The following is a 13144-nucleotide window of genomic DNA, read 5'->3' as shown; positions in this document are numbered from 1 at the left end:
CCCATCGGTAGGGGCAGCGGTGAGCCGGTTGCATCGTCTGTACCGCGAGCAGGGACAAAGCCCCTGGTTGGACAACCTCACCCGCCCCTACCTGCGCGATGGCACCCTCGCCGGGTTCGTGGCCGCCGGGATCCGGGGGGTGACGGCCAACCCCACCATCTTCGCGCGGGCCATCGCCGGCTCCGATGCCTACGACGCACAGTTCGCGGCGCTCATCGCCCAGGGACTCGCGGTCGAGGACGCGTACTGGGAGCTCGCCGCGGCCGATGTCGTCGACGCAGCCGCGATATTGCGGCCCGTCTACGACACCTCGGGCGGCACCGATGGGTTCGTCTCGATCGAGGTCGCCCCGGAACTGGCACGGGACACCGACGCCACGATCGCCGCGGCCGGGCGACTGCACGAACGGATCGCCCGACCGAACGTGTTCGTGAAGATCCCCGCGACCGCGGAGGGAATACCGGCGATCGCGGACATGATCGGCAAGGGCGTCAGCATCAACATCACCTTGATCTTCTCCCTCGCCCGCTACGAACAGGTGATCGAGGCGTACCTGCAGGGTCTGGAGACGCTGGCGGCACGGGGCGGGGAACCGGCCGCGGTGCGCAGCGTCGCATCGTTCTTCGTCAGCCGCGTCGACACGGAGGTCGATCGACGACTCGAGCACAGCGGCGACCCCGAGGCCCCAGGGTTGCGGGGTCGGGCGGCGATCGCCCAGGCCCGCCTCGCCTACCGGATCTTCCGGGACCGCTTCACCGGTCCGCGGTGGGAGACACTCGCCGCCCGCGGCGCCCGGGTGCAACGGCCACTGTGGGCATCGACCTCGACCAAGAACCCCGACTACCCGGACACCCGCTACGTCGACAGTCTCATCGGCCCGGACACCGTCAACACGCTGCCCGAGGCCACCATCACGGCATTCGAGGATCACGGCACCCTCACGCGCTCCATCGACACCGACCCCGCCGCCGCGGCCACCGTCCTCGGCGAGCTCGCCGCGGTGGGCATCGACATGGACGACGTCGGCCGCACCCTCGAAGACCAGGGTGTCACCGCCTTTCACCAGTCGTACGCCGATCTGCTCACCGAACTCCACGCCAAAGCCCACCAGCTGGCGCAACGATGACCGGCACGACCCGACCCGACCCGACCGGGCGCGCGATACGGACGGCGCGCGGTGAACAGGACACCGCGACCTGAACCGCAACGCATGAAATCGGTCCTCACACCTGAAACACCTCGCATCAGAGAAGGACATGACATGGCCACTGCAGAGCAGACATTCGTCATCGTGGGCGCCGGACTGGCCGGTGCGAAGGCCGCTGAGGCGCTGCGCACCGGCGGGTTCGACGGACGGATCGTTCTCATCGGCGACGAGACCGACCGCCCCTACGACCGACCCCCACTGTCGAAGGCCTACCTCCAAGGCACCACCGCGCGGGAGAAGATCTACATTCACCCGGCCGGGTGGTACACCGACCACGACATCGAGTTGCGGGTGGGGACCCCGGTCACCGCCCTCGACCGGACCGAACACGAGGTGGTCATCGACGGCGTCGAGAGGCTCGGATACGACAAGTTGCTGTTGACCACCGGTTCGTCGCCCCGCCGGCTGCAGGTGCCCGGCGCTGATCTGGACGGGGTGCACTACCTGCGCCGGGTCACCGACTGCGAAACAATGAAGGCCGCGTTCGCCGCGGCGGACCGGGTGGCGATCGTCGGGGCGGGGTGGATCGGTTTGGAGACCGCGGCCGCCGCCCGAGCGGCGGGCTGCGCAGTCACGGTGGTGGGGAGATCGAAGTTGCCGTTGCTGGCGGTGCTCGGCGCCGAGGTCGCCGAAACCTACGCCGCCCTGCACCGCGACCACGGTGTGGAGTTGCGCCTGAACTCCGGGGTGCGCGAGATCGTCGGTAAGGACAACCGGGCCACCGGAATCCGCCTCACCGATGGCACCGTGGTCGAGGCGGACGCGATCGTCGTGGGGGTGGGCATCGTGCCCAACACCGCACTGGCCGAGACGGCCGGGCTGGCGGTCGACAACGGGATCGTCGTCGACGAACACCTGGCCACGACCGACCCCGACGTGTTCGCCGCCGGGGACGTCGCCAACACCTTTTACCCGCTGTTGGGAACTCATCTGCGCCTCGAGCACTGGTCGGCCGCCCTCAACCAGGGACCGGTGGCGGCGGAGAACATGATCGGCCGGGTCACCGCCTATGACCAGGTGCCCTACTTCTTCTCCGATCAGTACGACAGCGGGATGGAGTATTCCGGCTACGTCCCGCACGGTAGTTACGACTCGGTCGTGTTCCGCGGCGACGTCGCCGCCGGCGAGTTCATCGCCTTCTGGATGCGGGACGGGCGGGTGCTGGCCGGCATGAACGTCAACACCTGGGGGGTCACCGATGCCATCGAGGCGCTGGTGCGCTCCGGTGAGCGGGTCGACCCGGCGAAACTGGCCGACCCGGACGAGCTCTTGAGGTACCTGGCCGATCGGGTGCCGGGAGGTGCGCGGTGACGCTCATGCCCCAGCAGGAACGGACGCGAACCCCCGAGACACCGCCCCCGTCTCAGTGGTGTCGACAGGTCTGTTCGAACTCGTCGGGACTTCCTGGATTTACCGACGGCGCTTCCGGTTCGGCCGGACCTGCTCGGTCGGGTGCGCGGGGGTCGCAACGGAGGGTGGGTGCGTCCGCGACCACGCGCCGGGAGGGATTCCCATGATCCGGTGGCTGGTCATCGCGGGCGCCTGGGTGTTGGGGTCGGCGTCGCTGCTGCTGGTCTTCTTCGTCTCGGCGTGGTGGCTGCTCGGCACGGTGATCGTGGCGGCGATCGCCATGGTCGGCGCCTGGGATCTGCTGCAGCGTAGGCACAGTGTGCTGCGGAACTATCCGGTGATCGGCCACGCCCGGTTCATGCTCGAGAGGATACGCCCCGAAATCCAACAATACTTCATCGAACGATCCACGGACGGAACACCGTTCGACCGCGACACCCGCACCACGGTGTACGAACGCGCCAAGGGCACCAAGGACGTGGAACCGTTCGGAACCGAACGGGACGTCACCGCCACCGGATACGAGTTCGTCACCCACTCGTTGCGCGCGCATCCGGCCTCCGATGACACACCACATGTTCGGATCGGCGGTCCACAGTGCACCATGGGGTACGACATCGCCTTGTACAACGTCTCGGCGATGAGCTTCGGCGCCCTGTCGGGCAACGCCATCGAGGCGCTCAACGGGGGCGCGGCACGCGGCGGGTTCGCCCACGACACCGGCGAGGGCGGTATCAGTCCTTACCACCTCGCGCAGGTCGGCGACCTGATCTGGGAGATCGGTTCCGGCTACTTCGGCTGCCGCGACGCCGACGGGCACTTCGATCCCGGCGAGTTCGCCGCCAAGGCCGCCCTTCCGCAGGTCAAATGCATCTCCATCAAGCTCTCCCAGGGGGCGAAACCAGGGCTCGGCGGCGTACTGCCCGCCGCGAAAGTCAGCCCCGAGATCGCCCGAACCCGGGGGGTGCCGGTCGGGCAGAGCGTGATCTCGCCGCCCTCCCACAGCGCGTTCTGCACACCGCTCGAGCTCATCGACTTCATCACCACACTTCGTGCACTGTCCGGCGGAAAGCCGATCGGCTTCAAACTGTGCGTCGGTTCCCGCACGGAATTCCTCGCCATCTGCAAGGCCATGATCGAGACCGGCATTACCCCGGACTTCATCATCGTCGACGGATCTGAGGGCGGAACCGGGGCTGCCCCACTCGAATTCGAGGACCACGTCGGGATGCCGCTCACCGAAGGTCTGATGCTGGTGCACAACGCGTTGGTGGGCACCGGGCTGCGGGACCGGATCAAGATCGGCGCCTCGGGCAAGGTCGCCAACGGAATCGACATCATCAAACGCCTGATCCAGGGAGCGGACTTCACCCTCGCTGCCCGCGCGATGATGTTCGCGGTCGGCTGCATCCAGGCCCAACGCTGCCACACCAACCGGTGCCCCGTCGGTGTCACTACCCAGGACGCCCGCCGGGCCCGCGCACTGAATGTTCCGGACAAGACCACCCGGGTGTACAACCTCCAGAGATCCACCGTCGCGAGCGCCCAACAAATCCTGGCATCGATGGGGCTGGACGACTTCTGCGACCTCGATCCGTCGATGCTCCACCGGCGCATTCAGGGGCACCGCACGATGACCTACGCGGACCTACACGAGTGGCTGCAGCCCGGCGACCTGCTCACAGAGGACCCCCCGACGAGTTGGCTCCGCGACTGGACGAACGCCGACTCGTCTAGGTTTTGACGGCATCGCCGGAGTCTGTGGTGTTCGCCCGAGTCCCGCCGAGGCCGGCTACGTCGCACCACCTACCGCAGAACCTGCGCCCACGAGCGCGACGTCCCCGATGTCCGGGATCCGACTGCGCCAGCTCCTCACTCGGTGCCTACCGACCCTCGGGCAATCGCATCTTCGCCGACCGGCAGCTGATGGGAACCGGGATTGATGTGCGGGCGACCGATCACGGCCCCGGGCGGTCGACGAACGGACGCGACGTCACCGATCCTGGGGAGGGTCGTCCCAGATGGGTAACTCGAGGGCGGGTCCGAGGCGCAGCAGTTCGTCGCGGTGCATCGCACTCAGACGTGCCAGGATCAGCTGCCCGTGCTCGGTCAACTCCACCCGTACCGCTCGCGCGTCGGACGGGTGCGGCGCGCGCTCCACGAGACCCTGCTTCTGCGCTCGGTCGACCAGCTCCACCACGCTGTGATGACGCAGCTGCAGGCGGTCGGCCAACTCTCGCATGGTGGCCCATTCGCGGCCGGGAAATCCCTTGAGTGCGAGCAGCAGCTGGTAGTGCTGCGGGGTGAGGCCATGGTCACGGACCGTATCCTCACTGAAGCGCACATAGCGGCGGATACCGAAGCGGAAACGTGCCAGTGCCTCGAAATCCCGCTTCGTCAACGGCTCCGACTCCACGTGCTCCTCTGCAGTCACGGCACCTCGCCCCTTCAGTCGTCAGAACCGCCGCACTATATATCGTCATACGATACACCAGGGATGTTCTCGTGGTCATCACGCCTGAACGGGGCATTGCCCGACATCGTGCGACGAGTCCTTGGAGACAGCGCCGACGTCGATGCCACGGCGACGAGTGCGTAACGCCCCGCCGTGCGATCGGCCACCGACGCGGCAATGTCGACAAAGTATCGCCGATTGGCGGTCGTGATTCCAGCGCAGACGATTTCCGATTCCCTCAGAAGAAGGACGCACAGGAACACATCATGCATCAGCGCCCGCACTGCCCCGTGCAGCGGAGCGATGAGCACGGGCGGACGATTCCGCAACGAAAGCATCGAGGACTCGTTCGGGTGCAATTGCGACAGGATCGCCGAGGGCCGAGGAAGGGTCGTCGGGACGTTGTGAACCCTCGACGCGTCATCGCAATAGGTTCCGGGAGAGGGTCGTTCACCCGCGGAGCCAAAGGAGCCGGCGGGCACGTGTAGCCTTGAGGGTGCCGAGGGCCCGAACATGCGCGGTCAAGCCATGTCGTCCTCGGCGCCCGAACCGGCCCGATCGCAGGGCCGAGAACTGGAGCGCCGCCATGGCGTCGAACGCGACCAATGTGTCGAGCCTTGAACGGGCACTGGAATCAACGCCGTACTGCACGGCATGTCCGCACAGCCCGGATTCCCACGATGCGCTCGGTATTCGGTTTTGCGCCGCGACCTCGGACCGAAACCTCGGCCGAAAGTGCATCTGCGCTGGCGAACCGGCGACTGGACAGCACTACTCCCGGTACTGAACGAGAAGTACAGCTCGAAAAGCCCACCCAGGCATATCCGCCCGATTCCCGGCGAGTTCTACCGCAACCCCTATTCGCGCGGTGCGGGACCGGCGCCCATGCGGCGACATCACCGACCGCACCAATCCCCGACCGTTGCTAGAAAAGGGGGTAGCGGCGGCATCCCCACCTTTACTGGCGCGCAATCACCTTCGTGTCCGGCAGGGGCCGGGCTTACCGCGGTGCCGGATGTCGACCGTGATTTTCGCGAAAGTCGCATACGGATCGAGCGATGGGACCGGATATGTGGTTGGGCGCGAGTGCCTTCGCGCACGAAGAAGGTCCACTACCGAACCACCGGCGAGGAGCGCAGTCAACCGGGTGGCCGACGCCGCGCCTTCCCGTGCTACTGGCGAAACATTTTTATCGTGATACGATATAAAAAGTGGTCGTCCCGGCACCAAGACCTCGCCGGGGGAGTCCGGGAGGTGCGCTGTGCTCAGCGACGATGAACGAAATGCTCTGTGCGAGATCGAACAACGGCTACTCGCAAGCAGCCCGACGCTGGTCCGAGTGTTTCACGGCGTCACACCGCGCCCACCATACGATCGCAGTGTGCGGGTCCGGCTGAGAGTGCTGGTGCTCGCGGTGACGTTCGGCATGTTTGCACTGCGGGGGCCCCGCGTTTTCAACGACGCCGAGATCACCGTCCGGAAGAGTTCACCGACGCCACGTACAACACGGGCGGTGCCTGCACGCAACCGTCTGGCCGTCGGCAGTTCCCATTCCGCGAGCGCGATTCCGGTCGATACCGACACCGTCCGGATCCTCGATCCGTCGACCGCGTCCGGTGCTGTGCTCATACCGTGGCCGCCCCGCGAGGTGCCGGCACCGAACTGAGTGGCGAACTCGGAAATCCAACGCCTCGCGCAGGTTTGGGCGCCTCTACGAATCGAGGCGCTGCTCCGAGGAGCCGTCAACGCGGGGACGCGAGGTTAATTCATCGATTGGCAGCAAGCCCGTGGTGACCGGGTATCGGTAGAGGCCACGGGCGGATGGGAGAACACCATGATTCTCTATGCGGTGGCCGTCTTGGTCGGACTCGGCCTGCTCGGCCTGAGCTCGAGCATTCGCGTCGTCAAACAGTTCGAACGCGGCGTCGTGTTTCGGTTCGGACGCGTCCAGCCCGCCGTCCGCGCACCGGGCCTGATGTTGCTGATCCCGATCGCCGACCGGCTCGAGAAGGTGAACATGCAGATCATCACGATGCCGGTGCCCGCCCAGGACGGCATCACCCGCGACAACGTGACCGTCCGGGTGGATGCGGTCGTCTATTTCAACGTCGCCGATCCGGTGCGAGTGGCAGTGGACGTGCAGGACTACGTCTCCGCGATCGGTCAGGTCGCACAGACGTCGCTGCGGTCGATCATCGGCAAGAGCGAACTCGACGACCTGCTGTCCAACCGGGAGGGCCTCAACCAGGGCTTGGAGCTGATGATCGACAGCCCCGCGCTGGGGTGGGGTGTGCAGATCGACCGGGTGGAGATCAAGGATGTGGTCCTCCCCGATTCGATGAAGCGGTCGATGTCGCGCCAGGCCGAGGCCGAACGTGAACGGCGGGCCCGCATCATCACCGCCGACGGCGAACTGCAAGCCTCGGCGAAACTGGCCCAGGCCGCCGAGACCATGACCGAACATCCCGCCGCCCTGCAACTGCGGCTCCTGCAAACCGTCGTGGAAGTCGCGGCCGAGAAGAACTCGACCCTCGTGCTGCCGTTCCCGGTCGAGTTGCTCCGCTTTCTGGAACGAGCGACACCGCACACCGCCCATGTTCCGACGCGAACAGCCGAACCTACAACCACAACCACGCCTGCCAACGTAAACAACGAACCGTCGACCCGGCACACACAACACAGATCCGTCGACGCCCGCGGATTCGCCCTCGAGCAATCACGATTCGGATAGGGCCAATAGACCCTGCAAGTTCCAGAGCGGTGATCGCCGGTTCCGTTCGGGGGTCCTGGGCAGCAGGCGGTGTCGGGAGCGGTGGTTCACCCCGACACCACGGTGACCTCTGTTGCGGCGGGACTTACGGGTAGGGGGCAGGACCGTCACCCGGTGTCTTCCGGGTTTCCAGGATGTCGCCCTGCGGGCCTTGGGGTCTGACTGCCCGCACTGACCTGCGACCGACCCACCACCGCCCCGCGGACCACGGCCCCGTTCTGACCGCGGCCGACCGGCACGGCTCGAGGTGCAAGGCCGAGGGTTCATGGATGCGATGAGTATTCAGGCCGTCCTACGGTGATGTCAGAACTGATTCGAGATCCACTCGCGCAAGACCACGGCTTGGTTGTGCTCGAGGTCCTTCGCCGAATACAGCAGCACCACAGTCCCGTTACGCGCCGCCTCGACGATCGGTTGGGCGGCAGCGCGATTGGTGTCGAGTTCCTGAAGGTAGCGGGTGCGGAACTCCGGAAAGCGATCCGCCTGGTGGCCGAACCAGGTCCGCAGCTGCGTGCTGGGTGCCACCTCCTTGATCCAGGCGTCGCAGTCGAGGTCCGCTTTCGCGATGCCCCGTGGCCACAGTCGATCTACCAAGAAGGTTGGCGATGTCTTCTTGGTGCCGCGAGCGTCATAGGCTCGCACCAATTCGATCGGGCCCATAGATCGATCATGACACGAAATGACGGTGCCCACAACGAATGACAAACCCGCGGTGCACTGTGGCGGTGGCGGTGGGGGGTGAAGACCGCGGACACCGCACTGATGGGTGAGAACCTGCTGAAGCTGCCCGAGTCGATCCACCTGGCGAGCGCACCGTGGCCGTGATGCGGCAGAACATCGGTGTCGCGCCCGCAACCGTGTCGTGGTGCCGGCAGGCGCCTTCGCCGGCCACGCCACGATGTCCCTCGGGATGCTCGTGCACGGACTGTCGGTGCTCGTGGCCCTCGTTAGGAGGGGTGTCGCGTCCGCACATCACGCGGCCCCCGGCGCGAGAGAGGGTCCGGACCGGTTTTCCGATCCGACAACCGACCACTGAGCTAACCTGTGGACAATCCGAGACGAGCTCCCCGAAAACGTAATTGACGAGGTTGGAGTCGATAACCATGTCTGTCACCATGAACAACGAGGGCCCGGGTTTCGTCGCGCTACCGCCAGTCCCCGAAGGCGCCGTGATGGTCACGTTGAAGATTCGCCGTTTCAACCCCGAGGACCCGGGCAAGGCCGGATGGGTCAGCTTCGAGGTTCCGTGCCTGCCCACCGATCGGTTGCTCAACCTGCTCACCTACGTCAAGGGGTATCTCGACGGGACCCTGACCTTCCGCCGCTCGTGCGCGCACGGCGTGTGCGGATCGGATGCAATGGTCATCAACGGAGTCAACCGGCTCGCGTGCAAGGTGCTCATGCGCGACATGCTGAACAAAGACGGTAAGAACACCACCGTCACGATCGCACCCCTCAAGGGACTCCCGGTCGAGAAGGATCTCGTCGTCGACATGGAGCCGTTCTTCTCGGCGTACGGTGCGGCAACGCCAGACGCCGTCGACGCCGCCCCAGAATGTCCATCCGCTCCCCGGCGCCTTCGTCGCGGCTGTCGAAAATGAAGCGATGGGCGTTGACGATGGCGGCCGGCCCGAAATAGCTACCATCCGCCCAATACACCGGGCACGACTCGGTACAGCACGCGCACAGGATGCACTCGGTGGTGTCGTCGTACCGGGCACGATCGGCCTGGGACTGGATCCGCTCGCGGGTGGGCTCCTGACCCGATGTCATCAGGAACGGTTTGATCTGGCGGTTCAATTGCACCGACGCTTGTCCGCGCGGAATCAAGGTGACGCAAGCGATCACCGAAGTCAAACGCGCGTTGCTGTTCAACCGCAAGGCAGTCGTGCGGTAGCCGCACGAGTTCTGCACCGCCAGACCTTGAACAGGGGTCTCCGGCCCTGGTCGGGGAACGAAAGGGTGTCACCCTGTTGCTTCCACGACCGACTCACTGTTGCTGTGGGGTGAGTCCCGCGAGCATCCGATGCACGTGGGCGGCCTGGCACGGTTCACTCCACGCCGGGTGACGGCGGCGGAGGTGCGGGGGCTGTGCGAGAGACGCTGTTTCCGCATGGGTGCTCTATGGCGAGCCGCTCAGGTCACGAGGAGCTGTCGCAGCACATATTGCAGTATCCCGCCGTGCCGGAAGTATCCCGCCTCCGCGGGGGTATCGATCCGCACCGTGGCCGGAAATTCCTGTACTTGACCATGGTGGTCGGCTCGGACGGTGACCTCGGTAGGGAAGTCCGCGCGCGGGTCGCCGCCTTCGAGTCCGGTGATCGAGTATTCCTCTTCACCGGTCAACCCGAGGCTTTCGCGGGTGCGACCGGGCGGGAACTGCAGGGGCAGCACCCCCATGCCGATCAGGTTGGAGCGGTGGATGCGTTCGAACGACGTCGCGAGGACCGCTTTGACCCCGAGGAGCAGTGTTCCCTTGGCCGCCCAGTCGCGCGAGGACCCAGATCCGTATTCGGCGCCGGCGAGGATGATCAGCGCAGTGCCCTCGGCGGCGTAGGCGTTCGAGGCGTCGAAGATGCTCATCACCTCCCCGCGGGGGAGGTGGCGGGTGACGCCGCCCTCCGTGCCCGGAGCCAGCAGATTCCGCAGGCGGATGTTGGCGAAGGTGCCGCGGATCATCACCTCGTGGTTGCCGCGACGGGATCCGTAGGAATTGAAGTCGGGCGGTTCGACACCATGCTCGCGCAGGTAGATACCGGCCGGGCTGTCGCGGCGGATCGTGCCCGCGGGTGAGATGTGGTCGGTGGTCACCGAATCCCCCAACATGACCAACACCCGGGCGCCGGTGATGTCGGAGATCGGTTGCGGTTCGGGCTGTATGCCGTCGAAGTACGGTGGCCGCCGCACATAGGTGGAGTCCTCGTGCCATTCGAAGATCTCGCCGGAGGCGACATCGAGGCCGCGCCAGTTGTCGTCGCCGGCGAAGACATTCGAGTAGCCGTCGGTGAACATCTGCGACTGCAGGCATTCGTCGATGACTGCCTTGACCTCCTCGGTGCTCGGCCAGATGTCGCGCAAGTACACCGGCTGCCCGTCCGACCCTGTCCCGATCGGGTCGCGGCGCACATCGGCGAGCATGGTCCCGGCGAGTGCGTAGGTGATGACCAGCGGCGGGGAGGTGAGGAAGTTCATCTTGCACTCGGCGTGGATGCGGCCCTCGAAGTTGCGGTTCCCGGACAGCACCGCGCAGGCGGTCAGATCGTGTCCGGTGACCGCGTCGCTGACCTGGGGGATCAGCGGACCGGAATTACCGATGCAGGTGGTACAGCCGTAGCCAACGAGTCCGAAGCCGAGCCGTTCCAGATAGGGGGTCAGACCGGCCCGTTCGTAGTAGTCGGTGACCACACGCGATCCCGGGGCCAGCGACGTCTTCACCCACGGTTTGCGGGTCAGGCCCGCCTGCACGGCCTTCTTCGCCAGCAGGCCCGCGCCGATCATCACCGACGGGTTCGAGGTGTTGGTGCACGAGGTGATGGCGGCGATGACCACGTGCCCGTGATCGACACTGTGCACCTCGCCGTCGAGGACCACCTCCACCGGGTCGGAGGGCCATTCATGGCTCTTCCCGCACCGGCACGGTGCCGCCGGTCCGTCCGAGGCGCGGTCGTGGTCGATCGCGATCGGATCGCTGGCGGGGAATGACTCGTCGGATGCCTCGTCGAGGCCGGCTTCCAGCGCAGTCGGCAGTGGTTGGCCAGCCAGCAAGGACCCGACGGCGTGCGACGCGCTGGCCAGCGGGATGCGGTCCTGGGGTCGTTTCGGGCCCGCGATGGAGGGCTCGACGGTGGCGAGGTCGAGCTCGACGGTGTGGCTGTAGGCCGGTTCCTGATCGGGGTCGTGCCACATTCCTTGTTCTTTGGCATAGGCCTCGACGAGTCGGATCTGCTGCTCGGGTCGCCCGGTCAGACGCAGATAGTGGAGGGTCTCGTCGTCGATGGGGAAGATGGCGCAGGTCGAACCGTATTCGGGGCTCATGTTTCCCAGGGTCGCCCGGTTGGCCAACGGGACGTTGGCGACGCCAGGGCCGTAGAACTCCACGAATTTGCCGACGACACCGGTCTTGCGGAGCAACTCGGCGATGGTGAGGACGAGGTCGGTGGCGGTGGTGCCCTCGGGTAGGGCGCCGGTGAGTTTGAGCCCGAGGACCTGCGGCAGGAGCATGCTCATCGGCTGGCCGAGCATGGCCGCCTCCGCCTCGATTCCGCCGACTCCCCAACCGAGCACGCCGAGGCCGTTGATCATCGGGGTGTGCGAGTCGGTGCCCACGAGAGTGTCCGGGTAGGCGAGGGGGCCGTCCGGTGTGTCCCGTGTGAACACCACGCGGGCCAGGTATTCGAGGTTGACCTGATGGCAGATGCCGGTATCGGGTGGCACGACCAGAAAATCGTCGAAGGCATGCTGCGCCCACCGCAACAGTTGATAGCGCTCCTTGTTGCGGGAGAACTCGAGGTCGGCGTTGACCCGGTAGGCGTCGGGCCGACCGAAGACGTCCGCGATCACCGAGTGATCGATGACCAATTCGGTGGGAATGAGCGGGTTGATCTTTCGCGGGTCGCCGCCCAGCGCCGTCATCGCGTCCCGCATCGCCACCAGGTCGACCACACACGGCACGCCGGTGAAGTCCTGCATCAGCACCCGGGCGGGCGTGTATTGGATCTCGGTGTGGCCGGGATTGCGCGGTGACCAGGAGGCCAGGGCCGAGACCTGACCGGGGGTGACCAGGCGGCCGTCCTCGTTGCGGAGCAAATTCTCCAACAGCACCTTCATACTGTAGGGAAGCTGGACGTCGGTCTCGATCGCATCCAGCCGGTAGATACCGTACGTCTGGTCTGCGACCGTCAGTGTGGAGCGCGCACCGAAACTGTTGCCGCTCACGGTTCGGGCTCCCCGGTAGTGGTGTGGCCACTATGGTTCATCGCGTTCAGGGCCAGCGTGGAGTGTGCGAACGCACCACCGGCCCGCATTTCCGCCGCGACCCAGATGGCTTCCATGATTTCCTCCGGTTCGGCGCCCGTGCGGCGGGCGAGCTTGGTGTGCCCGGTGATGCAGTAGGGGCACTGCGTCACATGGGCGACCGCGACCGCGATCAGCTGTTTCGTCTTCTCCGGCAGCGCACCGTCGGCGAAGACGGAGCGACTGAAATTCTCGAAGGCTTCGTGAATCCCGGGTGCGAGCGTTTTGCGGCGCTCCGAAATCTCCGGCGTGGTGGGCTGATACAGCGACTCGGGCATACAGCTGTCCTCCTGTTTCAGCGTTGCCAGCCGTAGCACAGACACCGCAGCAGCAGCGCGGACCTTGCCTG

11 protein-coding genes and 2 pseudogenes are annotated in these 13144 nt (G+C 66.0%); 8 read left to right on the top strand and 5 right to left on the bottom strand.

Annotated features, from left to right (window positions below; genetic code table 11):
* The first annotated feature begins 19 nt into the window (after window positions 1–19).
* From tal to RHA1_RS36875, 3 genes are all read left to right on the top strand, one after another.
* Window positions 20–1126: a transaldolase gene (tal, locus tag RHA1_RS36885; RefSeq protein ID WP_081437553.1), complete on the top strand. Its 1107-nt coding sequence runs from the start codon at window positions 20–22 to the stop codon at window positions 1124–1126.
* A gap of 135 nt (window positions 1127–1261) precedes the next feature.
* The gene (locus tag RHA1_RS36880; protein ID WP_007300320.1) at window positions 1262–2518 is read left to right on the top strand and encodes an NAD(P)/FAD-dependent oxidoreductase; all 1257 of its coding nucleotides are present in this window, start codon (window positions 1262–1264) and stop codon (window positions 2516–2518) included.
* 202 nt (window positions 2519–2720) lie between these two features.
* Complete coding sequence (locus tag RHA1_RS36875) at window positions 2721–4301, top strand: FMN-binding glutamate synthase family protein (protein WP_007300321.1); 1581 nt, start codon at window positions 2721–2723, stop codon at window positions 4299–4301.
* Window positions 4302–4550: 249 nt separating this feature from the next.
* Here the strand turns inward: RHA1_RS36875 and RHA1_RS36870 are convergent, their stop codons facing one another.
* Together RHA1_RS36870 and RHA1_RS49810 are read right to left on the bottom strand one after the other, a co-directional pair.
* Window positions 4551–4991: a MarR family winged helix-turn-helix transcriptional regulator gene (locus RHA1_RS36870; protein ID WP_011599175.1), complete on the bottom strand. Its 441-nt coding sequence runs from the start codon at window positions 4989–4991 to the stop codon at window positions 4551–4553.
* A gap of 35 nt (window positions 4992–5026) precedes the next feature.
* On the bottom strand, window positions 5027–5323 hold the full coding sequence (locus RHA1_RS49810; protein ID WP_039952785.1) for a hypothetical protein: 297 nt from the start codon (window positions 5321–5323) through the stop codon (window positions 5027–5029).
* Window positions 5324–5598: 275 nt separating this feature from the next.
* Here RHA1_RS49810 and RHA1_RS51360 point away from each other — a divergent pair, with 275 nt between their 5' ends.
* The 4 genes and pseudogenes from RHA1_RS51360 (at window position 5599) to RHA1_RS36855 (ending at window position 7743) form a co-directional block, all read left to right on the top strand.
* The gene (locus RHA1_RS51360; protein WP_230990374.1) at window positions 5599–5799 is read left to right on the top strand and encodes an RGCVC family protein; all 201 of its coding nucleotides are present in this window, start codon (window positions 5599–5601) and stop codon (window positions 5797–5799) included.
* Window positions 5800–6273: 474 nt separating this feature from the next.
* Window positions 6274–6390 (top strand): annotated as a pseudogene (locus RHA1_RS52465) (DUF3040 domain-containing protein); the annotation flags it as partial.
* Window positions 6391–6393: 3 nt separating this feature from the next.
* Complete coding sequence (locus tag RHA1_RS36860; RefSeq protein WP_237720600.1) at window positions 6394–6678, top strand: hypothetical protein; 285 nt, start codon at window positions 6394–6396, stop codon at window positions 6676–6678.
* A gap of 168 nt (window positions 6679–6846) precedes the next feature.
* Window positions 6847–7743: an SPFH domain-containing protein gene (locus RHA1_RS36855; RefSeq protein ID WP_007300325.1), complete on the top strand. Its 897-nt coding sequence runs from the start codon at window positions 6847–6849 to the stop codon at window positions 7741–7743.
* Between the two features lie 342 nt (window positions 7744–8085).
* Here RHA1_RS36855 and RHA1_RS36850 read toward each other — a convergent pair whose 3' ends face one another.
* Entirely contained in the window at window positions 8086–8442 is a 357-nt protein-coding gene (locus RHA1_RS36850; RefSeq protein WP_007300326.1) for a DUF488 domain-containing protein, read from the bottom strand.
* Between the two features lie 443 nt (window positions 8443–8885).
* Between RHA1_RS36850 and RHA1_RS53740 the strand changes: the two are divergent.
* Window positions 8886–9679: pseudogene (locus RHA1_RS53740) on the top strand (2Fe-2S iron-sulfur cluster-binding protein).
* 239 nt (window positions 9680–9918) lie between these two features.
* Here RHA1_RS53740 and RHA1_RS36835 read toward each other — a convergent pair.
* A complete protein-coding gene (locus RHA1_RS36835) occupies window positions 9919–12717 on the bottom strand; it encodes an aconitate hydratase (protein ID WP_011599171.1) in 2799 nt (932 codons plus the stop codon).
* Window positions 12714–13073 (bottom strand): carboxymuconolactone decarboxylase family protein, encoded by a 360-nt coding sequence (locus tag RHA1_RS36830; protein WP_007300330.1) that lies wholly within the window; start codon window positions 13071–13073, stop codon window positions 12714–12716. Before RHA1_RS36830 ends, RHA1_RS36835 begins: the two co-directional genes overlap by 4 nt.
* Window positions 13074–13144: the final 71 nt, after the last annotated feature.

The sequence above is a fragment of the Rhodococcus jostii RHA1 genome, assembly GCF_000014565.1.
GTDB classification, from domain to species: Bacteria; Actinomycetota; Actinomycetes; order Mycobacteriales; family Mycobacteriaceae; genus Rhodococcus_F; species Rhodococcus_F jostii_A.
The sequence above is the reverse complement of the archived record's forward strand: the minus strand, read 5'-3'. Positions and strand labels throughout refer to the sequence as shown.

Coding starts and splice junctions, on each gene's coding strand:
- RHA1_RS36880 (WP_007300320.1), top strand. CDS start 1,262: ATGGCCACTGCAGAGCAGACATTCGTCATCGTGGGCGCCGGACTGGCC.
- RHA1_RS36875 (WP_007300321.1), top strand. CDS start 2,721: ATGATCCGGTGGCTGGTCATCGCGGGCGCCTGGGTGTTGGGGTCGGCG.
- RHA1_RS51360 (WP_230990374.1), top strand. CDS start 5,599: ATGGCGTCGAACGCGACCAATGTGTCGAGCCTTGAACGGGCACTGGAA.
- RHA1_RS36855 (WP_007300325.1), top strand. CDS start 6,847: ATGATTCTCTATGCGGTGGCCGTCTTGGTCGGACTCGGCCTGCTCGGC.
- RHA1_RS36850 (WP_007300326.1), bottom strand. CDS start 8,442: ATGGGCCCGATCGAATTGGTGCGAGCCTATGACGCTCGCGGCACCAAG.
- RHA1_RS36830 (WP_007300330.1), bottom strand. CDS start 13,073: ATGCCCGAGTCGCTGTATCAGCCCACCACGCCGGAGATTTCGGAGCGC.